17 protein-coding genes and 2 pseudogenes are annotated in these 19,979 nt (G+C 72.6%); 11 read left to right on the plus strand and 8 right to left on the minus strand.

Annotation, left to right across the window (positions count from 1 at the left end; genetic code table 11):
• Window positions 1–63 precede the first annotated feature (63 nt).
• Both CP974_RS19950 and CP974_RS19955 read left to right on the plus strand, forming a co-directional pair.
• Window positions 64–783, plus strand: a complete 720-nt coding sequence (locus tag CP974_RS19950; protein WP_031136532.1) for a DUF1707 SHOCT-like domain-containing protein — start codon at window positions 64–66, stop codon at window positions 781–783.
• A gap of 338 nt (window positions 784–1,121) precedes the next feature.
• Complete coding sequence (locus tag CP974_RS19955) at window positions 1,122–1,490, plus strand: WhiB family transcriptional regulator (protein ID WP_031134920.1); 369 nt, start codon at window positions 1,122–1,124, stop codon at window positions 1,488–1,490.
• Between the two features lie 266 nt (window positions 1,491–1,756).
• Here the strand turns inward: CP974_RS19955 and glpX are convergent, their stop codons facing one another.
• Window positions 1,757–2,788 (minus strand): class II fructose-bisphosphatase, encoded by a 1,032-nt coding sequence (gene glpX / locus CP974_RS19960; protein WP_031134918.1) that lies wholly within the window; start codon window positions 2,786–2,788, stop codon window positions 1,757–1,759.
• Between the two features lie 135 nt (window positions 2,789–2,923).
• Between glpX and CP974_RS19965 the strand changes: the two genes are divergently transcribed.
• Window positions 2,924–3,439, plus strand: coding sequence for a DUF4245 domain-containing protein (locus CP974_RS19965; RefSeq protein WP_174887736.1), 516 nt, complete (start codon window positions 2,924–2,926; stop codon window positions 3,437–3,439).
• 413 nt (window positions 3,440–3,852) lie between these two features.
• Here the strand turns inward: CP974_RS19965 and ppgK are convergent, their stop codons facing one another.
• Entirely contained in the window at window positions 3,853–4,593 is a 741-nt protein-coding gene (gene ppgK, locus CP974_RS19970) for a polyphosphate--glucose phosphotransferase (protein WP_031134914.1), read from the minus strand.
• Between the two features lie 177 nt (window positions 4,594–4,770).
• Window positions 4,771–5,772, minus strand: a complete 1,002-nt coding sequence (locus tag CP974_RS19975) for a 4-hydroxy-3-methylbut-2-enyl diphosphate reductase (RefSeq protein WP_078915806.1) — start codon at window positions 5,770–5,772, stop codon at window positions 4,771–4,773.
• 331 nt (window positions 5,773–6,103) lie between these two features.
• Here CP974_RS19975 and xseA point away from each other — a divergent pair, with 331 nt between their 5' ends.
• The 3 genes from xseA to CP974_RS19990 all read left to right on the plus strand — a co-directional run bounded on the left by xseA (window position 6,104) and on the right by CP974_RS19990 (window position 8,477).
• Window positions 6,104–7,339, plus strand: a complete 1,236-nt coding sequence (gene xseA, locus CP974_RS19980) for an exodeoxyribonuclease VII large subunit (RefSeq protein ID WP_031134910.1) — start codon at window positions 6,104–6,106, stop codon at window positions 7,337–7,339.
• Between the two features lie 98 nt (window positions 7,340–7,437).
• On the plus strand, window positions 7,438–7,722 hold the full coding sequence (locus tag CP974_RS19985; RefSeq protein ID WP_037938903.1) for an exodeoxyribonuclease VII small subunit: 285 nt from the start codon (window positions 7,438–7,440) through the stop codon (window positions 7,720–7,722).
• A gap of 164 nt (window positions 7,723–7,886) precedes the next feature.
• A complete protein-coding gene (locus CP974_RS19990) occupies window positions 7,887–8,477 on the plus strand; it encodes a malonic semialdehyde reductase (protein WP_031134906.1) in 591 nt (196 codons plus the stop codon).
• A gap of 183 nt (window positions 8,478–8,660) precedes the next feature.
• Here CP974_RS19990 and CP974_RS19995 read toward each other — a convergent pair whose 3' ends face one another.
• Window positions 8,661–9,026, minus strand: coding sequence for a DUF6542 domain-containing protein (locus CP974_RS19995; protein ID WP_373276706.1), 366 nt, complete (start codon window positions 9,024–9,026; stop codon window positions 8,661–8,663).
• Between the two features lie 906 nt (window positions 9,027–9,932).
• Here CP974_RS19995 and ychF point away from each other — a divergent pair.
• On the plus strand, window positions 9,933–11,021 hold the full coding sequence (gene ychF / locus CP974_RS20000; protein WP_031128900.1) for a redox-regulated ATPase YchF: 1,089 nt from the start codon (window positions 9,933–9,935) through the stop codon (window positions 11,019–11,021).
• 108 nt (window positions 11,022–11,129) lie between these two features.
• On the opposite strand, the gene CP974_RS20005 is transcribed toward ychF, so the two are convergent.
• Both CP974_RS20005 and CP974_RS20010 read right to left on the minus strand, forming a co-directional pair.
• A complete protein-coding gene (locus CP974_RS20005; RefSeq protein ID WP_031128899.1) occupies window positions 11,130–12,248 on the minus strand; it encodes a tyrosine-type recombinase/integrase in 1,119 nt (372 codons plus the stop codon).
• 24 nt (window positions 12,249–12,272) lie between these two features.
• Window positions 12,273–12,773: a helix-turn-helix transcriptional regulator gene (locus CP974_RS20010; protein ID WP_031128898.1), complete on the minus strand. Its 501-nt coding sequence runs from the start codon at window positions 12,771–12,773 to the stop codon at window positions 12,273–12,275.
• 121 nt (window positions 12,774–12,894) lie between these two features.
• Between CP974_RS20010 and CP974_RS20015 the strand changes: the two genes are divergently transcribed.
• The 3 genes and pseudogenes from CP974_RS20015 to CP974_RS20030 all read left to right on the plus strand — a co-directional run bounded on the left by CP974_RS20015 (window position 12,895) and on the right by CP974_RS20030 (window position 17,432).
• Window positions 12,895–13,089, plus strand: coding sequence for a helix-turn-helix transcriptional regulator (locus CP974_RS20015; RefSeq protein WP_031128897.1), 195 nt, complete (start codon window positions 12,895–12,897; stop codon window positions 13,087–13,089).
• Between the two features lie 630 nt (window positions 13,090–13,719).
• Window positions 13,720–14,877, plus strand: a pseudogene (locus tag CP974_RS20020) (DUF3631 domain-containing protein); the annotation flags it as partial.
• Between the two features lie 856 nt (window positions 14,878–15,733).
• Window positions 15,734–17,432: pseudogene (locus tag CP974_RS20030) on the plus strand (relaxase/mobilization nuclease domain-containing protein).
• A gap of 51 nt (window positions 17,433–17,483) precedes the next feature.
• Here the strand turns inward: CP974_RS20030 and CP974_RS20035 are convergent.
• On the minus strand, window positions 17,484–18,017 hold the full coding sequence (locus tag CP974_RS20035; protein WP_031128895.1) for a hypothetical protein: 534 nt from the start codon (window positions 18,015–18,017) through the stop codon (window positions 17,484–17,486).
• A 117-nt stretch (window positions 18,018–18,134) separates the two neighbouring features.
• Complete coding sequence (locus CP974_RS20040) at window positions 18,135–18,767, minus strand: hypothetical protein (RefSeq protein ID WP_031128894.1); 633 nt, start codon at window positions 18,765–18,767, stop codon at window positions 18,135–18,137.
• A gap of 292 nt (window positions 18,768–19,059) precedes the next feature.
• On the opposite strand from CP974_RS20040, the gene CP974_RS20045 reads away from it, so the two are divergent.
• Window positions 19,060–19,599, plus strand: a complete 540-nt coding sequence (locus CP974_RS20045; RefSeq protein WP_031128893.1) for a hypothetical protein — start codon at window positions 19,060–19,062, stop codon at window positions 19,597–19,599.
• Window positions 19,600–19,979: the final 380 nt, after the last annotated feature.

The raw sequence follows: 19,979 nt of genomic DNA on the forward strand, positions 1-19,979 counted from the left end.
GCCTGTGAGGTAAGGCTCATCCCGCTCTAGTCGCGATCTATCGCGTTTGGCTACGCTGGGCGGGTGGACCTCGAGAAGAAGCCCCAGAAGCAGCCCGACCCGGCCACCCCGCGGCCCGCCGCCCCGCGGCCGACCGCACCGGCCGCCCCGGCGATGCGCGCGTCCGACGCCGACCGCGACCGGGTCGCCGACATCCTCCGCGAGGCCCTGGCCGAGGGACGGCTCGACGCCGAGGAGCACGGCGAGCGCATCGACGCCGTGTACCGCGCGAAGACCCTCGGCGAGCTGGAGCCCATCGTCCGCGACCTGCCGGCCGCCGCCTCCGCCACCGCCCCCGCCGCGCCCCGCGCCGACGTGGCGTACGGGACGTACGACCCGGCCGGGGCGGCCGGCGAGGAGGAGAAGCTGGTCGCCGTCTTCTCCAGCACCTCCCTGCGGGGCCGCCGCCGCATCGGCCCGCGCACGGCCGCGTTCGCCCTCTTCGGCAACATCGAGATCGACCTCACCGAGACCACCTTCACCCAGCGCCTCACCACCATCAACGCCACCTCCATCTTCGGGAACGTGGAGGTCACCGTCCCGGAGAACGTCTCGCTGCGCGGCACCGGCGGCGGGGTGTTCAGCAACTTCGAGGTGGACACCCAGGAGGCCGACGACCCCGAGGCGCCCGTCGTGGTGGTCAACGGCTACTCCGTCTTCGGCAACGTGGAGGCCCGCCCCAGGCGCGGCAAGCGCATCGCGGACCTCCTCCACGACAAGCTCCGCAAGCACCTGGAGCGCTGACGCCCCGTCGGCCCGTCGGCCCGCGCCGGCCCGTCGGCCCCCGTCGGCCCGTCGGCCCGCGCCGGCCCGTCGGCCCGCGCCGGCCCGTCGGCCCGCGCCGGCCCGTCGGCCCGCGCCGGCCCGTCGGCCCGCGCCGGCCCGTCGGCCCGCGCCGGCCCGGCGGGCGGCGCGGCGGTCCGGCGGGCGGCGCCGCGCCCGCCGGGCGACCGGCGGGATCCGGCCATAGCGCGTTCCGCCCTCTGGAAGTACGTGCGACGCAGTGCATAGGCGTGCGCACAGCGGGTAGGGCTTGGTGCGTCGTCTCTCTCGCCCGTGTAGGCCGTCGTCAGGAGTAGACCGTGCTGCCACCGCCGCATCAGCCCCTCCAGGTCGCCGCCGTCCCGTCCCAGCGCGTACCGGCGCGGGAGGACGAGGGCGGTCCCTGGCACACGGAGGCGGTGTGCCGCCGCGACGAGGCGGGGCTGTTCTTCGCCCCGTCGAAGGAGCCCACGGCCGCGCGGCTCGCCCGCGAGGAGGCCGCCAAGCGGGTCTGCGCCCGCTGCCCCGTGATGATCGAGTGCCGTGAGCACGCCCTGGTCCAGCCGGAGCCGTACGGCGTGTGGGGCGGCCTGACCGCCGCCGAGCGCCGGGTGGTGCTCGCCCGCCGCCGGCGCCGCGAGGTCGAGCTGAAGAAGGCCGCGTCCGGCCGCATCGCCGCCGCCGGCTGACCGCGCGGGCGGCGGCACGGACGGTTGCGGGGCGGCACGGACCGGCGTACGCGCGTCGGGCACGGACGTACGCGGGCACGGCGGCACAGACGTGAGAACGGCACACCGCGCGGCACGGCCCGCACGGGAAGGGGCGCTCCCACCGCACTGGGAGCGCCCCTCTTCGTATCGCCGTCCCGGTCGGCCCCGGCCGGGCACCGCCCGCCCGTGGCCGCCGTCGGGCGGTGGCCCCGTGCCGTACCGCCGCCGGAGGCGGCCGTGCGGCTCTACTTCGCCCGGTCGAAGTCGATCTGGCTGTACGCGCGCAGCTTCGACAGCCGGTGCGTCGAGTCGATCTGCCGGATCGTGCCGGACTTCGAGCGCATCACCAGCGACGAGGTCGTCGCCGTCTCGGAGCGGTAGCGCACGCCGCGCAGCAGCTCGCCGTCCGTGATGCCGGTCGCGACGAAGAAGACGTTGTCGCCGCGGACCAGGTCGTCCGTGGACAGCACCCGGTCCAGGTCGTGGCCGGCGTCGAGGGCGCGCTGCCGCTCGGCGTCGTCCTTCGGCCACAGCTTGCCCTGGATGACCCCGCCCAGGCACTTGATGGCGCAGGCGCTGATGATGCCCTCGGGCGTGCCGCCGATGCCCATCAGCAGGTCCACGCCCGTGCCCTCGCGGACCGCCATGATCGAACCGGCCACGTCGCCGTCCGAGATGAACTTGATCCGGGCGCCGGTCTCGCGGATCTCCCGGACGATGCCCTCGTGGCGCGGCCGGTCCAGGATGACGACCGTGACGTCCTCGGGAGCGGAGTTCTTGGCCTTGGCGACCCGGCGGATGTTGACCGACACGGGGGCGTTGATGTCCACGAAGTCGGCCGCCTCGGGGCCCGTGACCAGCTTGTCCATGTAGAACACGGCGGACGGGTCGAACATGGCGCCCCGGTCGGCCGCCGCCAGCACCGCGATGGCGTTGGGCATGCCCTTGGCGTTGAGCGTCGTACCGTCGATGGGGTCCACGGCGATGTCGCACTCGGCGCCGGTCCCGTCACCGACCCGCTCGCCGTTGAAGAGCATCGGGGCCTCGTCCTTCTCCCCCTCGCCGATGACGACGACGCCGTTCATCGAGACGGTGGAGACGAGGGTGCGCATGGCCCGCACGGCCGCGCCGTCGGCGCCGTTCTTGTCGCCGCGGCCGACCCAGCGGCCCGCGGCCATCGCGGCGGCCTCGGTGACCCGGACCAGCTCCAGGGCGAGGTTGCGGTCGGGAGCCTCGGGAGAGACCTCGAGTTCGGACGGCAAGTGGTGCTCGGTCATCGGAGCGCACCTTTCTGTACGGCGACGGCCGGTGGTGAAGAGGGTGCTGCGACTCTATCGGTACGTCGACAAATTGAGCAGAGGGGCCCACGTTTGAGCGGGATGCCCTGATGCGACCATAGGGGGGTGGCAGGTATGCGAGGCAAGCAGACAGTGCGCGGGATGTTCCAGTCGATGGCGGTGATCTGTGCCGCCGCCGGGGTGATCTACCTCTTCGTCCCGCACGACGACACGGCGGACCCGATCCAGCCGGTCGACTACGGCGTGGAGCTGGTGACGGCCCGGCGCGCCGCCCCGTACCCGGTGGCCGCGCCGGAGGGGCTGGCCGGCGAGTGGCGGCCCACCTCGGTCTCGTACAGCCGCAAGGACGAGAACGCCTGGCACCTCGGCTTCCTCACGCCGGAGCGGGAGTACGCCGCGGTCGAGCAGTCGACGGACACGCCGGTGGAGTACGTCGTGAAGGTCACGCACGACGCCCGGGACACCGGCAGGACGCAGCAGGTCGCCGGGCGGGCCTGGGAGCGCTGGGAGGGGCCCAAGTACGACGCCCTGGTGCTGCGCGAGGAGGGCGTGACGACGGTCGTCACCGGCACGGCGTCCTTCGAGCGCCTGGGGGAGATGGCCGCGGCCCTCACGGCGAAGCGCGCCTGACGCTCCGCGCCGGGAAGGCCCTCGCGGGGCGGTGTGTGCGGGCGCCGGCACGGGCGTCCCGGCACCCCGACCGGTACGGGCGCCGCCACGACGGCCCCCGCACGGGCCCGGTCCGCCCCCGTGCGAGCCGCGCCGACCCCGCCCTCGCGGGCCGGCCTCCGGCCGGCCGCCCCCGGAGGGGCCGACCACGCTCGCGGGCCGGCTTCCCGCCGTCCCCGCGGGCCCCGGCCGCCCCCGGCCCGGGGCCCGACCCGCTCGCGGACCGGCCTGACCCGGACCTGACCCGGCCCGGCCTGACCCGGCCCGGCCTGACCCGGCCCGGCCGGACCCGGACGTGGAGCGGGCCGCCCCGGCTGTACGGCGCCGTACCCCGGCGGCACCGGTGGCCACCGGCCCGCACCCGGGGCGCGGGGTCAGCCGCGGGCCGCCGCCATGGCCGCGCCGACGATGCCCGCGTTGTTCTGGAGCCGCGCGGGGACGATCTCGGCCCGCACGTTGTTGATCAGCGGCAGGAACTTCTCCGCCTTCCGGCTCACCCCGCCGCCCACGATGAACAGCTCGGGCGAGAACAGCATCTCGACGTGCGCCAGGTACTTCCGCACCCGGTGCGCCCACTCCTCCCAGCTGAGGTCCTTGTCCTCCTTGGCCCGGGTCGAGGCGTGCTTCTCCGCCTCCCTGCCGTTCAGCTCCAGGTGGCCGAGCTCGGTGTTGGGCACCAGGCGCCCGTCGACGAAGAGGGCGCTGCCGATACCGGTACCGAACGTCAGCATGATCACCGTGCCGGTCCGGCCCCGCCCCGCGCCGTACGTCATCTCCGCGACCCCGGCGGCGTCCGCGTCGTTCAGCACGGTCACCGGCAGCCCGCCGAGCCGCTCGCCCAGCAGCGCCGCCGCGTCGACGTCGATCCAGCCCTTGTCGACGTTGGCCGCCGTGCGGACCGTCGAACCCGTCACCACCCCGGGGAACGTCACCCCGACCGGCCCCGACCAGCCGAAGTGCTCCACGACCTGCGCGACGCAGCCCGCGACGTCCGAGGGCGTCGCGGGCTGCGGGGTCAGCACCTTGTGGCGGGGCTCGGCCAGATCTCCGCGCTCCAGGTCCACGGGAGCGCCCTTGATCCCCGACCCGCCGATGTCCACTCCGAAGACGTTCATGGACACCACGTTACGGCGGGGGAGCGGCCCGCCGGGGGAGGACGGCGAACGCCGGCCCGCGGACCGGGCGCACGGGGCGGGGGCCGGTGGGCCGGCCGTACAGGGGCCGGGGCGGCGGGTGCGGGCCGGGTGTACGTGGGGGTGGCGCGCCCCCCCGGCAGGGCGGCGCGCCCGTGATCAGTTCGCCCGGCGCTCCGACAGTGCGGCGGCCTCGGCGCGCAGGTCGCGGCGGAGCTCCTTCGGCAGGGAGAAGGTGATCGACTCCTCCGCCGTCTTCACGATCTCCACGTCCTCGAAGCCGCGCCGCGCCAGCCACTCCAGGACGCCCTCGACCAGTACCTCCGGCACCGAGGCGCCCGAGGTGACGCCGACCGTGGCCACGCCGTCGAGCCACGCCTCGTCGATCTCGTCGGCGAAGTCGACCAGATGGGCGGCGCGGGCGCCGGCCTGCACGGCGACCTCGACCAGGCGCTTGGAGTTGGACGAGTTGCGCGAGCCGACCACGATGACGAGGTCCGAGTCGGCGCCCATCTCCTTCACGGCGAGCTGGCGGTTCTGCGTGGCGTAGCAGATGTCGTCGCTGGGCGGTGAGACGAGCTGCGGGAACTTCTCCTTCAGCGCGTCGACCGTCTCCATCGTCTCGTCCACCGACAGCGTGGTCTGGGAGAGCCAGACGACCCTGGACGGGTCGCGGACCTCGACCTTGGCCACGTCGCCGGGGCCGTCGACGAGCTGGATGTGGTCGGGTGCCTCGCCGGAGGTGCCGATGACCTCCTCGTGCCCCTCGTGGCCGATGAGGAGGATGTCGTAGTCCTCCTGCGCGAACCGCACGGCCTCCTTGTGGACCTTGGTGACGAGCGGGCAGGTCGCGTCGATCGTCGCGAGCTTCCGCTCGGCGGCCTCCTCGTGGACGATCGGGGCGACGCCGTGCGCGGAGAACATCACGATGGAGCCCTCGGGCACCTCGTGCGTCTCGTCGACGAAGATGGCGCCCTTCTTCTCCAGGGTCTGCACGACGTACTTGTTGTGGACGATCTCGTGCCGCACGTAGATCGGCGCGCCGTACTGCTCCAGCGCCTTCTCGACGGCGATCACGGCGCGGTCCACGCCCGCGCAGTAGCCGCGCGGAGCGGCGAGGAGGACCCGGCGGGCAGGAGGCGTAGGAGTCATGCCCCCCATCGTAAGGGTGGCCGCCCCGCCCGAAGATCGCGCCGCCCCCGCCCGGACGCGCGAGAGACGCGGGCGGCTCGACGGGCCGGGCGGTCCCACGGGCCGGGCGGTCCCACGGGCCGGGCTGCTCCACGGGCCGGGCTGCTCCACGGGCCGGGCGGCTCGACGGGCCGGGCGGTCCCACGGGCCGGGCGGCTCGACGGGCCGGGCCCGTCCCGCGGGCCGGGCCGGGACGGGTGGACGCGGGGCCGGCCGGGCGGCAGGGGCAGGCGGGGCAGGCGGTCACGGGCGGCGGCCGCTGCTCCGCCCCGCTGTCAGCGGCGGCGCGTACGCTCCCCGTATGGCTCTGACTACGTCCGCCGAAGCCCCCCTGCCCGTCGGCCAGGTGTCCCGGCTCATCGGGGGGTGGATCGACCGGCTCGGCGCCGTCTGGGTGGAAGGCCAGATCACGCAGCTCTCGCGGCGCCCCGGCGCCGGAGTGGTGTTCCTGACGCTGCGCGACCCGTCGCACGACATCTCGGTCAGTGTGACGTGCTACCGCCAGGTGTTCGACGCCGTCGCGGACGTCGTGTCCGAGGGCGCGCGGGTCGTGGTGCACGCGAAGCCGGAGTGGTACGCGCCGCGCGGCCAGCTCTCGCTGCGGGCGGCGGAGATACGGCCGGTCGGCATCGGTGAGCTGCTGGCCCGGCTGGAGCAGCTGAAGCGCTCGCTGGCGGCCGAGGGGCTGTTCGCCGTGGAGCGCAAGCGGCCGCTGCCCTTCCTGCCGCAGCTGATCGGCCTGGTCTGCGGCCGGGCGTCGGCGGCGGAGCGCGACGTGCTGGAGGTGGCCCGCCGCCGCTGGCCGGCGGTCCGCTTCGAGGTGCGCAACGTCGCGGTGCAGGGCGTCCACGCGGTGCCGCAGGTGGTGCGGGCGGTGCGGGAGCTCGACCGGATGGACGACGTGGACGTGATCGTCGTCGCGCGGGGCGGCGGCAGCGTCGAGGACCTGCTGCCCTTCTCGGACGAGCAGCTCGTACGGGCCGTCGCCGAGTGCCGTACGCCGGTCGTGTCCGCCATCGGGCACGAGCCGGACGCGCCGCTGCTGGACCTCGTCGCCGACCTGCGGGCGGCCACGCCGACGGACGCGGCGAAGAAGGTCGTCCCGGACGTGCGGGAGGAGCTGGAGCGGGTCCGCTCGCTGCGGGACCGGGCGCTGCGCTGCGTACGGGGGCTGCTGGAGCGGGAGGAGCGGGGCCTGGCGCACGCGCTGGCCCGGCCCGTCATGGAGCATCCGCAGCGGATGGTGGAGGAGCGGCAGGCGCAGGTCGACGCCCTGGTGGCGCGCGGCAGGCGGGTGCTGGGCCATCTGCTGGACCGGGCCGACTCGGAGCTGGCCCACACGCACGCGCGGGTGGTGGCGCTCTCCCCGGCGGCGACGCTGGAGCGGGGGTACGCGGTGCTCCAGCGGGCGGACGGCGCGGTGGTGCGCTCGCCGGACGAGGTGGCCGAGGACGAGGAGCTGCGGGCCCGGGTGGCGGGCGGGGCGTTCGCGGTGCGGCGCGTGGACGGCGGCGGCGCTGTCGTACCCCGCCCGTAGGGTGTCAGGGCAGGGTGCTGGAGATGGCGAGGGGCGAGGACATGGCGGCGAAGGCGACGCGGGCGGCGGACGCGGCGGACGCGGCGGAGACCGGGGCGGTGGGCGCGTCCGGCGCGCCGGACGCGGACGGGGAGGGCGCCGGCGCGGCGGCCGGGGCCGTACCGGAGGGCGGCGCGGCGATCGGGTACGAGCAGGCGCGCGACGAGCTGGTCGACGTGGTCCGCCGGCTGGAGGCGGGCGGGACGACGCTGGAGGAGGCGCTGGCGCTCTGGGAGCGGGGCGAGGAGCTGGCGAAGGTCTGCCGCCACTGGCTGGAGGGTGCCCGCGCGCGGCTGGACGCCGCGCTCGCGCAGGAGCGGGACGGCTCCGACCAGCGGGAATAGCGGCGCATACACGGCGCGGGGGTGACGGGCGGGCGTGCGGTGGCGTACCCCACATCCCTTTACTTGAAACTTCACACATCCCGCCGTACGGTGGAGGCATCGCCCGGCGCACCGCGCCGTGCGCTCGCACTGACCCACCCCGTACGTCGGAAGGCACCACCCCCATGTCGCTCGTCCTCGACCCCGCCGCGCAGGATCTGCTGTTCCGCGAGGCCCGCACCACCGGCGCGTTCACCGACGAGCCGGTGACCGAGGAGCAGGTCCAGGCGATCTACGACCTGGTCAAGTACGGCCCCACCGCCTTCAACCAGACCCCGCTGCGGGTCGTCCTGGTCCGCTCGGCCGAGGCCCGCGAGCGCCTCGTCCCGCTGATGGCCGAGGGCAACCAGGCCAAGACCGCCGCCGCCCCGCTCGTCGCCATCCTCGCGGCCGACAACGAGTTCCACGAGGAGCTGCCGAAGCTGTTCCCGGCGTTCCCCCAGGCCAAGGACGCCTTCTTCGCCGAGCGCCCGGTCCGCGAGGCGTCCGCCAGGATGAACGCCGCGCTCCAGGCCGCGTACTTCATCGTCGGCGTCCGCGCGGCCGGCCTCGCGGCGGGCCCGATGACCGGCTTCGACTTCGCGGCCGTCCAGAAGGAGTTCCTGGACGACGACCACACCCCGCTCATGATCGTCAACCTCGGCAGGGCCGCCGGGGACGCCCCGTACCCGCGCTCCCCGCGCCTGGCGTACGACGAGGTCGTCACCACGGTCTGACGCCCCGCCGCGGGACGCCCGCACAGGGACCGGCCCCGGCCCACCACCTCGTGGTGCGCCGGGGCCGGCCTCTTCACGGACTCCCCGGGCCCGGACACCCGGCGCGGAGGCGCCGCGCGGGCCCGATGGCCGCGCCGGTTCGGCGCCGGGGCGCCGCCCCGGGTCGGAGCGGGGCGCCGGGGGTCAGGGGCGCCGCTGGGCCGTGGCCCGGGCAGCCGCGGCGGCGGCCGCCCGCTGGCGCCGCCCCATGAGCCGCACCTTCCGTACGCAGGTGATCAGACCGGCCACCAGCGTCCCCCCGTACAGCCAGCCGGCGTGCACGGCGAGCGCGGTGACCAGCGCCATCGCGTGCCCTCCGAAGCCTCCCTCGCCGCCCGCGATGGGCATGACCCCGACCGCGAACGCGATGGGCACGCTGATCGGCGCCGTCACCAGGTCCGCGCCCCGCACCCACAGGGCGGTCGCGGCGCTGACGGGCAGGAACAGCAGCCCGTAGACGAGCGGCGAACCGTCGAAGAGCAGCCGGTCGAGGCACCCGACGAGCAGCATGGCGGAGGCGGCGAACAGCCCTCCGCCCAGGCCGGTCAGCCGCGGTTGCGGCAGGCGCCGTACGGCGGCGAGCAGCGCGCCGGGTCCGCGCCGCGTACCCGAGGCCCCGCCGCCGGGCCGGCCGGGCTTCCCCGGCGGGCGACCGTCCGGCGTCCGCCCCGGCCCGCCGCGCGGCGCCCCGGAACGCCCCCCACCGCCCGGCCGCCCGGCGCCACCGGCCGAAAGCCCGCCACCGAGCCGACCACCGGACCGACCGCCGGACCGATCTCCGGGGCCGCCGGAGCCCCCCGGGCCGCCGGGGCCGCCGCGTGCGTTCCCGCCCGCCCCGTCACCGCCGCGGGCGTCGGCGGCCCGTGCGCCACTGCCGTTCACGCGGCCGTCCAGCCGCCGCGGCCGACCGGGCCGCTCCCCGCGCGGCGCTCCGGGTCCCGCGTCGAGCCGCCCACCACGCCGTCCACCGGACTGACCGTCCATGTGCGCACCCTCCTGGCTGTCACGCCGGCTGTCGCGCCGGCCGTCGAGCGGGCACCGGGTCCACGCGTCCGGCCGCACCCCCGCCGCCCCCGCCCCGTACCCGCGCCGCCGCCGGGCCGGCGGCCGGACCGGTCGGCGGCGGGGCCGGGCACCGGGCGGAGCCCCGGACCGCACCCGAGAGCCGGCCGCCGCGCCGCGCGGACGGCGGGGCGCCGCGGCCTCGGGCGGCGAGGGGGACTGCTCCAGTGCTGCTCCACGGTGACAAAGTAGGCGGGGGACGGTCCGAAAACCGGTACGAGACACACCTTTGGGATGACCTTGGCGCGAAGTCCACCGCCCGGACCCGGACCGCCCGCCCGTCGCTCCCGGCGCCGGCACGCCCGTAAACTGGGGGGTCGGCCCACCATCCACACTTCTAGGGAAGTCGCCAACGTGTCGCTCACGATCGGAATCGTCGGCCTGCCGAATGTCGGCAAGTCGACCCTGTTCAACGCCCTGACCAAGAACGACGTGCTGGCGGCCAACTACCCGTTCGCCACGATCGAGCCGAACGTCGGCGTCGTCGGCGTGCCGGACGCCCGCCTCGGGAAGCTGGCCGAGATCTTCGGCTCGCAGCGGATCCTCCCCGCCACGGTCGACTTCGTCGACATCGCCGGCATCGTGCGCGGCGCGAGCGAGGGCGAGGGCCTCGGCAACAAGTTCCTCGCGAACATCCGCGAGTCGGACGCGATCTGCCAGGTCATCCGCGCCTTCAAGGACGAGAACGTCGTCCACGTCGACGGCAAGGTCTCGCCGAAGGACGACATCGAGACGATCAACACCGAGCTGATCCTCGCCGACCTCCAGACCATCGAGAAGGTCCTGCCGCGTCTCCAGAAGGAGTCCCGGATCAAGAAGGACGTGGCGCCGAAGGTCGCCGCGGTCGAGGCGGCCAAGGAGATCCTGGAGCGCGGCGACACCCTCTTCTCCCAGGGCATCCTCCAGGGCTCGGAGAAGGCGGAGCTGCTGCACGACCTCCACCTGCTCACCACCAAGCCGTTCCTCTACGTCTTCAACGTGGACGAGGAGGAGCTGACGGACGAGGCGTTCAAGGACGAGCAGCGCGCCCTCGTCGCCCCGGCCGAGGCGATCTTCCTCAACGCCAAGCTGGAGGCGGACCTCGCCGAGCTGGACGAGGAGGACGCCATGGAGCTCCTCCAGTCCGTCGGCGCCGAGGAGCCCGGCCTGGCCACCCTGGCCCGCGTCGGCTTCGACACCCTGGGCCTCCAGACCTACCTGACGGCCGGCCCGAAGGAGACCCGCGCCTGGACGATCAAGAAGGGCGCGACGGCCCCCGAGGCGGCCGGTGTCATCCACACCGACTTCCAGAAGGGCTTCATCAAGGCCGAGGTCATCTCCTTCGACGACCTGACCGCCACCGGCTCGGTGGCCGAGGCCCGAGCCGCCGGCAAGGCCCGCATGGAGGGCAAGGACTACGTCATGCAGGACGGCGACGTGGTCGAGTTCCGCTTCAACGTTTAATACGTTCGGCAAAAGGCCGTCTGACCTGCGACGGAGCGGGTTGGGCGGCCTTTGCGGTCCGCACCGAGTTTGCAGCGTGCTGACTTTGGTCAGCGCGCGGGGGAGCGGCTACGCCGCTTCGTCGACCTGCGGCTGGGCATCGGCGGACTGGTCCGCGTACGCCTTGTCGACGGCGGCCCGGGTCCGCTCCTCGGAGTCGGGCCACAGGCGGGTGTAGATGTTCAGCGTCATGGCCGCGTTGGTGTGGCCGAGGTGCTCGGATACCGTCTTCACGGACTCGCCGTGCTTGATCAGCAGGCTGGCGTAGTAGTGCCGGAGGGCGTGGGGTCCGGTGCCCTTCGCTATGCCGGCCTTCGCGCAGGCGGGCCGCCAGGACCCATCCATGAAGTGCGTGTAGACCACGGGTCCGCCTTGCGGCGCCGTGAAGATCCAGTCCTCGGGCCCATCAGCGGGGAGGTCCCGCAGGTGGGCCTTCATCGTATCCACCGCCATGCGGGGGAGCGGGACCGTGCGATGCGAGCGAGCCGTCTTGGGTGGGCAGACGTACACGCCGTGCTTGGCGGTCTGCTGGATCTGCTGCTCGACCGAGACGGTCGCGTGCAGCAGGTCCACGTGCCGGAGCTGGAGACCGAACAGCTCGCCGGGGCGGAGCCCGGTGGCGGCACCGAGCAACACGAGGCCCTTGTAGCGGGCGGGTATCTCCTCGGACAGAGTCCGTACCTGCTCGACGGCCAGGGGCACGATCTTCTTCCGTGGCACCGAGGGTAGCTTCGCCTCGGCGCACGGGTTGTGGGGGATCATCCGGTCACGGACGGCCGCCCGGAAGACGGCGTTGACCGTGTTGAAGACCGTCCGTGAGGTGCTGGCGGCCAGCCCGTGCGTGGTGGTGAGGCTGGTGACCCAGCTCTGTACGTCGCCGGGCTTGATGGCGCCGAGTGACCGCTTCTCCCAGGCCGGGTAGACGTAGCAGCGCAGGTGCTGGGCCACCGCCTTGGCCGTGGAAGGCCGGTGCGGCTGGATGGCCCGCCATTCCTCCGCGTACTCCTTGAAGGGCTTCTTCGCCGATCGCGGGTCGACGTACTGGCCGGTGACCAGGCTGGCCGTGACCTCGTCGATCCACCGCTGAGCGTCGATCTTCCGCTCGAAGTGGCGGGCGTGCTCCTTGCCGTCGAGGTCGCGGTAGCGGGCACGCCATTTGCCGTTGGGGCGCTTCTGGATGTTGGCCAAGTGGCCTCTCCTTCGTGTTGGTTGTCAGTAGTGGCCGCCGTCCTCGATGTCACTGCTGAGGGTGCGAGCGTCTCGCTCGTCGCCCATGAGGCGGAGGCACTGCTCGTGGATGGCCCGCGAGCTGTCGGGGTGGGCCTTGATGTGGTCGGCGATGGCGACCACGGCGCGGTGCAGGCGGTCGCGCGCATCTCGGGTCTCGTAGAACGCCTCGACGGCCTCTTGGACGAGGCGCCGGCTGTCGATGTCGAGCCCCTCCAGGGGCAGTGACATCAGCTCTTCGAGGGGGAGCTCGAAGACGCGGGAGAAGGCGAGTGCCTCGTCGAGGTTGATGCGCCGGCGGGGGGTGCCGTTCTCGATGCGCCAGACCGCTGTCTGGTTCATCTTGACGCCCGCTCTGGTCACCCGTTCGGCCAGCTCGGTCGTGCTCCATCCTCTGACCTCGCGCTCCAGGGCCACGCGCGCGGCCACGTTCCCTTCGCTGTAGAGCAGCGGCACCTCGCCGCTCTCGGGCCTGTCGCCTGCCATCGAACCTCCATCGCCACCGTTGCTATCCCAACTGAAACATGGGCTTCCCGGTTTGGTTAGCCGCCGATCCCGGGGTACAACTCTATGCAGATCGAATCGTCACCTAGCCGAATGGGAATGCATGCGATACCTGACCACCGCCGAGGTCGCCGAGCGCAACCGCACAGCCGAGAGCACCGTCCGCTACTGGCGCCACATCGGGAAGGGGCCGCGCGGCATCAAGGTCGGCAAGCGGGTGCTGTACCCCGAGGCCGAGCTGCTGCGCTACGAGCGCACCCTGATCGACGGCCAGGAGGAATGGGGCCTGGCCTCCTGAGCCGCCGACAGGCCCGGACACAGCAACGGCCCCCGGCGCGCCAACGCCGAGGGCCGGAGATTCCCCTGCACGTCGCCCATCCCTGAACGAACGAACCGGTGAGGGGCGGGACCTTGCCCGTCCCGTCCTTCACCTGAGAGGAACGTCGATGGAGGACTCTACGTCCCCCGCCACCTCGAACACATCCCACAAGGTCGTCTGGCCTGCCGCTGCGGTCCCCGGCCAGGGCATCCCGTGGCTCGGTCCGGACCGAGCGGACGGCTGGCCCGCCTCTCCGGGGACCGGCGACCGAACGGACGGTTCCGCTGGTCCGGTCGGTCCGGAACCGGACCGGTCCGCGACCGAGACCCGGACCGAGGTTCCGGTCAACCCGGACCAGGAACCCGGACCGACGGAGAACGCGCAGCTCAGCGGCCTGACAGACCGGACCGGGAACCCGGACCATGCACCCGGTCCGGAAGCCGAGGACTGGACGGAGAGTTCCGGTCGGTCGGCGAACCCGGACCGTCGGTCCGGGTTGACCACGGTCACGACAGCGCTCCGGGGACGGTCCCCGAACCCGGACCGGGAACCGGGGACTGCGAGGGTGCCAGCCTCACGGCGGACCGGGACCAGGACGGGCACGTCGTACTGGACGACCTGCGTGCCGCGATCGGCCGGTACGCCGTACTGTCGAGCGAGGAGGCACTGACCGCGGTCACCCTCTGGGTGGCGGCCTCCCACATCCAGCCCGCCCTCCAGCACGCGCCGCGCCTGGCGGTGGTGGGACCGACCAAGGGCTGCGGCAAGTCCCGGGTCCTGGACGTGCTCCACGAGACCGTGCACCAGCCGATGATGACGGTGAACACCTCGCCGGCGGTGGTCTTCCGGATCATCGGCAAGAACCCGCCGACGCTGCTGGTGGACGAGGCCGACACCATCTTCGGCCCCAAGGCCGGCGACAAGGAGGACCTGCGCGGGCTGCTGAACGCCGGGCACCAGCGCAACCGGCCCGCCTGGCGGATATCCGGCCCGGAGCACAAGCCGACCGCGTTCCCGACCTTCGCCATGGCCGCGCTGGCCGGCATCGGCGACCTACCGGACACGATCACGGACCGCGCCGTCGTGCTCCGCATGCAGAAGCGCAAGCCCGGCGAGAAGGTCGCTCCCTTCCGCTCCCGGCACTCCGTCCCGGAACTGAACGCGCTGCGCGACCGCCTGGCCGCGTGGCTGACCCCGCTGCGCGGGGCAGCGCACCGGCTGGTGCCACCGACGCCGGTCGAGGACCGGGCCGCAGACACCTGGGAGCCCCTGGTCATCGTCGCCGACCTGGCCGGCGGCCACTGTCCCGCGCAGGCCCGTGCGGCCTGCCTGGCGATGACCCGCAACGAGCTGGTCCAGGACGAACAGACGACGCTGAAGACCCGGCTGCTCCGGGACATCCGCCGCGCCTTCGAGCACCAGGGCGACAAGGAGGCGCTGCGCAGCCAGGACCTGCTCGCCGCCCTCCTCCAGGACGCCGAGGCACCGTGGGCCGAGTACGGCACCAAGGGCCTGAACGCCTACCACCTGGCCAACCTGCTGCGTGACTTCGGCATCAGCCCGGCCAACCACCGTTTCGAGAGCGGCAGGCAGGCAAAGGCGTACGCCCGCAACCAGTTCCTCGACGCCTGGGCCCGCTACTGCCCCGACCCTGCCCAACCGGCCCCCGCAGCCGGCGAGACCGTGCCCGCACGTCGGGCCCAGGGCAAGCCGCCGGCCCCTCCGTCCGGGGCGCTGCCCATCGGTCCGCCCGGCGGGCCTGCGGGCGCATCCGTCCCCGCACAGGTCAGCGCGGGGACGGAGTTCCTTGCCGATACGGATCACTCCGTACCTGCGACCACCTCCGTACCTGTCCTGACCAGCGATGGGACGGATGCAACGGACGTGACGAAGCCCCACCCACACGACCACCGGAGCGTCACCATGCCCGAAACGAGCACCGACAACTCCCCCACCCGCCGCCGCAAGGGATTCTTCGGCCTGACCCTCCGATCAGCAGCAAGCTGGAGCGAACGAGCCTCTAACGAGGCTTCGTCCGCGCTTGCCCCCGCCCCAGGGGTGGCGGAGGAGAAGGCCGAGCGCCAGGGGGCGCCCGAGCCGGAGGAAGGCATAGCTGAGACCAGCTGCGCACCCGCACCCGACTCCGTCGCCCCGCGCACTCAGCCGCCGGCCGATGTCCAACCGCCCGTCGAGCAGCCCTCCTGGCGGGATCTCGATGCCCCCGTCCTGCCCGCGCTGATGAACCGCAAGCGCACCGTGGAGAAGCGCGACCAGGAGAAGACCATCCGCTTCACGCGGACCGCGGTGAGCGTGATCAGCGCCGCCGCTCACCAGCGCGGGCAGAAGTTCGCCGGATTCGTCGGCGACGCCGCCCTCGCCGTTGCCCTGGGCAAGGCGGGGCTGGTCGGCAGCCCGGAGGACGCCCCGGTCCGCCCGCTGATCGAGGCCGTCGAGGCACACACGGTGGCGCTGAACCGCATCGGCGGCAACCTCAACCAGATCACCGCAGCCATCCACCGAGGAACCGTGCCCGAGCGTGCCGAGGCGGTGCTGGACCGCGTCGAGCAAGCCGCCGAGAACAGCTACCGACTGATCGACCAGCTCCTGACGGAAGGCACCCGGCATGGTTCCTGACGTCTCCACCGGCTCCGACACCCGCGGACTGATCGTCTACCTCTTCGGCCCCGGCCGCCGCGACGAACACACCGACGCTCACATCGTCGCCGCCTGGGACATGGCCGGTGCCCCCGACCCCGGCCGCGACCCGGCAGCCACCTACACGCAGCTCGCCAAGCGCCTCGACCACCATGTCGACCTGCGCACCCGCGAGCTGGGCGGCAAGAAACCACCTCAGCACGTCTGGCACTGCCCCGTCCGCACCGCGCCCGGCGACCGCTACCTCACCGACGCCGAGTGGGCCGAGGTAGCCCGCCGCATCGTCCACGCCACCGGCATCGCCCCCGAAGGTGACGAGAAGGCGTGCCGGTGGATCGCGGTGCGCCACGCCGACGACCACATCCACATCATGGCCACCACCGTCCGCGCCGACGGGCGCCGCCCGCGCACCCACCACGACGGACAGCGGGCCCAAGCCGAATGCCGCAAGATCGAGGCCGAGTTCGGCCTGCGCCGCCTGAAGTCCGGCGACCTCACCGCGCCGCGCACCCCCACCGGCGCCGAACGCGCCAAGGCCGAGCGCCAGGGCCAGACGGTCACCGCACGACACTGGCTGCGCGAACAGGCGTACGCGGTCGCCGCCGCCGTACACAACGAAGCCGACTACTTCACCGTGCTGCAGTCCCTCGGCATCAAGGTCAAGACACGCCTCGGCCCCGAGACCGGCGACGTGATCGGCTACAGCCTCGCCGCACCCGGCGACACCAACGCGGCCGGCGAACCCGTCTGGTACGGCGGCTCGAAACTCGCCCCCGACCTCTCCATCAACCGTCTACGCGAACGCCTCCCCGACCAGGAGGTGGCCGACAGCCCCCGCTACGTGGCGGACCCCGCCGACCCATGGCGGCACACCACCACCGCCATCCACGCGGCACGCACCGTCCTCGACTCCGGTGACGATGCCGCAGCCCAGGGCCACCTGGCCGCCTTCGGCGACGCCCTGTACAACATCGCCAGCGCCACGACCGGCCCCCACCGGGCAGAACTGCGGGCGGCGGCGACGGCGTTCAACCGCGCCCGCCGCTCCGCCACCCGCGCCGACCACCAGGCCGCCACCGCCCTGCGCAAGGCCGCCAAGGAACTCGCCTATGCCTCCAGCGAGCCGGGCGGACTCGCCATCGCCCTGCTCTTCGCCACCGTGCACCTGGCCCGCGCCGCCGCCAAGTGGCACGAACAGCGCGGCCACGAACAGCAGGCCGCTGCGGCCGAGGAAGCCTTCCGCCACCTCCAGGCGGGCTACCAGCAGGCCGCCGCACCCGTCCTGGCGGACTTGGCCCGCCGCGCACCACGAGCCACAACCGCCCGCCGCTTCGAACAGGACCTTCGCGAGGCCCTCCCTGCCCACGCCGACCGGATCCTCGCCGACCCCACTTGGACCGCCCTGACCACAACCCTCGCCCAGGCCGAGACCGCAGGCCACAACCCCCGACGCCTCCTGACCGAGGTGGGCACCCAGCGGGAACTCGACAGCGCCGAGCACCCCGCCGAGGTCCTCAACTGGCGCATCACGGCTCAGCCGAACCGGCGGGCTCAAGCGGCTCGCACGCGAAGTACGTGTCAGCGGCACGTCGTCCATGTCCGCCATGCCACACTCTCCGGCCACACCAGCGGCCACAAGGCACGAAGAGCGCAGTCGGCGCCGCTGACACCAGTCAGATGCCCTCGCCACGCGTCCTGGCGGGGGCATCGGGTCGGGTTCAACGGCAAAGCTTCATGATGGTGTCGTCGAAGTCGGGAAACTCTCGTGTGGCCTGCGCGATGATCGCCGTTGCTGACGCGCGGCGGTCCGGAGCGAATTGCTCCGCGATAGCCGCCAGGTCGCGATTGACCCGGGGAGCCCAATCCGGCTCGGGCTCGTAGGAGGTGGCTGCTTCCCACGGGCCGAAGCCGTCAGCCAGCAGCCACAGGAAGGCACCCAGGTCGCGAGCGACGACGCCTGTCTCTCCTTCGGAGCCCAGAAAGACAATGGGCTGCTCCACCAGTTCCCGACCTGGACGAACCAGCCAGAGCGCCGCGTTCCCGCCGGTGCCGTCCTGGCCGAATACACGGAAGTCGTCGCCGATCAGCTCGCCGTTGCCTGTCCACGCGCGGAACCACTCGGTGGTCTCATCAGCAGTCAGAAAGGACTCGTAGGGTTCGAAGTCGACACCGTCCTCGCCAATGCACTCGAGCCGGACCGCCATGGCAGCGGCAAGCGCGGCGGGGAACTGGCGATCTCCGTTCGCGATCATGCAAAGAGAGTAGTGATCGGCTTGGGCTTGGCGGCACCGCCTGCTCCAGATCCGCCCCAACCGAAACGAGGCTGAACGACAAGGTCAGCCATCGTCGTCCACGCCTCCTCGCAGTCCTCAATCATCAAGGCCGGAGTAGATCACTGCGATGCGGCCCTTGGGGAAGTCGAACGCCGTGGCCTCCCCGCTATAGAGGGCTACCAGCGAGTCGGGCCCTCTCCACCAGGTGTCCGCCAGGCCCATCACCTCGCGCACCGACGCATAGCCGTTCAGGTCGATGCCATCGACGTCATCGCCGACGAGCTTGGTGACCTGCCTTGCCCACATGGATGCGTGGTGAGCCAAAGCGAGCGACTCCACCCAGCCCTCGATGGTCGCGTGGAGGGGCGCCCATTCATCTCCCTGGATACCGAACTCACCAGACGGACTGATCATGAATGAGTAGGGGACTGCGGTCCGCTGCATTCCAGCTTCGAACCACCACCCTGCGGAGTCTGCTTCGGGCGAGTCCGGATCGAGGTACTTGGGGCCTCCGTCGTACTGCGGTGCGGGTGGCAAGAGCAGACCGCCCCATCGCTCTTGGAAGGCCGCCATGCGATCGATCACCGCTGCTGGGATGTCCCGCTCAAGCCACCACTGCCTGTGCCCCTCGACGGGGCGAACGTCGACCTTGATGCCATGCGCGACGACAAAGGACCGCGCTCGTCGGGTCAGGCCGTCGGGCACATCGTTGATGAGGTAAAGATTCACCCGAGGGACGCTACCCAGTAGCCATGGGGGGAGCATGTCCGGGTCCAACCTCCGTACCCAGAAGCGGCTCTCCCCCCGTCCAGGGCCCTATTCCGCACGGCTGAGCATCCGAAGCCGCCGATAGCGCCAGCGGACAAGCCCCCGCGCTCCTCCGCGGTCGCCCCACCGTCACCTGCCCGGCCGGGCACTGACACCAGCTGATCTTCCGGTATCCGCACGCACCGCAACATCGCAGTGCAATAGTTCTGCGATCTGATCAACACACCCGAACCCGTCACACTTCGGAGCCATCATGCGTAAGCCCGCCCTGTCCGCTGCGGCCCTCGTCATCGCCTTCGCGGCCATGACGGCATGCGGGTCGGGGAACGATCAGAAGAACGACCGGCCGAAGAACACCACCACTGCAACCGCTGGCGTCCCGACCAAGCCGGCGGCGAAGGAGCTCACCGCCAGCGACGCCTTCAAGGCCCTTTCCGGCAAGGTCGCGTCCGCCAAGCTCTCGGGTGTTGTTACCGAGGACGACGACCCGAACCATCTCCTCGGCCGCCCTAACCAGTACACCAGCAAGGTCACGTTCACGGACTCCCGCATCAAGGTCGACGACGTCGCCGGCGCGGAGCCCGGCAGCGTCGGGCTCGGCGGAGCGATCGAGGTCTTCGCGACCGCAGCCGACTCCCAGGCCCGCGCTGACTACATCCAGAACGTCACCAAGGGCATGCCCATGCTCGCCGAGTACGACTTTGTCAGCGGCACCGTACTCATCCGCGTCAGCCACTACCTCACCCCGACCCAGGCCGCCGACTACAAGGCCGCTGCCGCCGCCCTCGGGTAGGCGCCACCATGCCGGCGGACCTGCCAATCGCTCCCCTCTGGGCGGCACTGCAGGGAGCCCGAACGGCTCGTCGACACGACGAAGGCCGGACCCGACGAGGCAATGACCTACGAAGCCGCTGTCAGCTTCGATAGCTGATCACGGAAGCAGATACGCCGGGGCACGCTGGCATGGTGCTCCAGCCCAGCTACGCCCCTGACTCCTCGGGCGGGGTGCTGCCGCACACTCCTGTCAGGAGCGGCGCTGACCATCCACGTGCCGGGCGAGCGCGTGTATCGCGAGCTTCGCCTGGAAGAGCTCCCGGCGCTGCTCATGCGTCAGGTGCGCAGGAATAAGGTCAACCTGGTCCCAAGCTGCGCTTCTCAGCTGGCGAGCCAAGC

It is taken from the genome of Streptomyces fradiae ATCC 10745 = DSM 40063 (genome assembly GCF_008704425.1).
Taxonomy (GTDB): Bacteria; Actinomycetota; Actinomycetes; order Streptomycetales; family Streptomycetaceae; genus Streptomyces; species Streptomyces fradiae.

Bases quoted from the DNA above. Each gene is read 5' to 3' on its own strand.
- CP974_RS19975 (WP_078915806.1), bottom strand. From the start codon at position 5,772: ATGGGGGGCATGACTCCTACGCCTCCTGCCCGCCGGGTCCTCCTCGCC.
- CP974_RS19990 (WP_031134906.1), top strand. From the start codon at position 7,887: ATGTCGCTCGTCCTCGACCCCGCCGCGCAGGATCTGCTGTTCCGCGAG.
- xseA (WP_031134910.1), top strand. From the start codon at position 6,104: ATGGCTCTGACTACGTCCGCCGAAGCCCCCCTGCCCGTCGGCCAGGTG.
- glpX (WP_031134918.1), bottom strand. From the start codon at position 2,788: ATGACCGAGCACCACTTGCCGTCCGAACTCGAGGTCTCTCCCGAGGCT.
- CP974_RS20015 (WP_031128897.1), top strand. From the start codon at position 12,895: ATGCGATACCTGACCACCGCCGAGGTCGCCGAGCGCAACCGCACAGCC.
- ppgK (WP_031134914.1), bottom strand. From the start codon at position 4,593: ATGAACGTCTTCGGAGTGGACATCGGCGGGTCGGGGATCAAGGGCGCT.
- CP974_RS20045 (WP_031128893.1), top strand. From the start codon at position 19,060: ATGCGTAAGCCCGCCCTGTCCGCTGCGGCCCTCGTCATCGCCTTCGCG.
- CP974_RS20010 (WP_031128898.1), bottom strand. From the start codon at position 12,773: ATGGCAGGCGACAGGCCCGAGAGCGGCGAGGTGCCGCTGCTCTACAGC.
- CP974_RS19965 (WP_174887736.1), top strand. From the start codon at position 2,924: ATGCGAGGCAAGCAGACAGTGCGCGGGATGTTCCAGTCGATGGCGGTG.
- CP974_RS20035 (WP_031128895.1), bottom strand. From the start codon at position 18,017: ATGATCGCGAACGGAGATCGCCAGTTCCCCGCCGCGCTTGCCGCTGCC.
- CP974_RS19995 (WP_373276706.1), bottom strand. From the start codon at position 9,026: ATGCTGCTCGTCGGGTGCCTCGACCGGCTGCTCTTCGACGGTTCGCCG.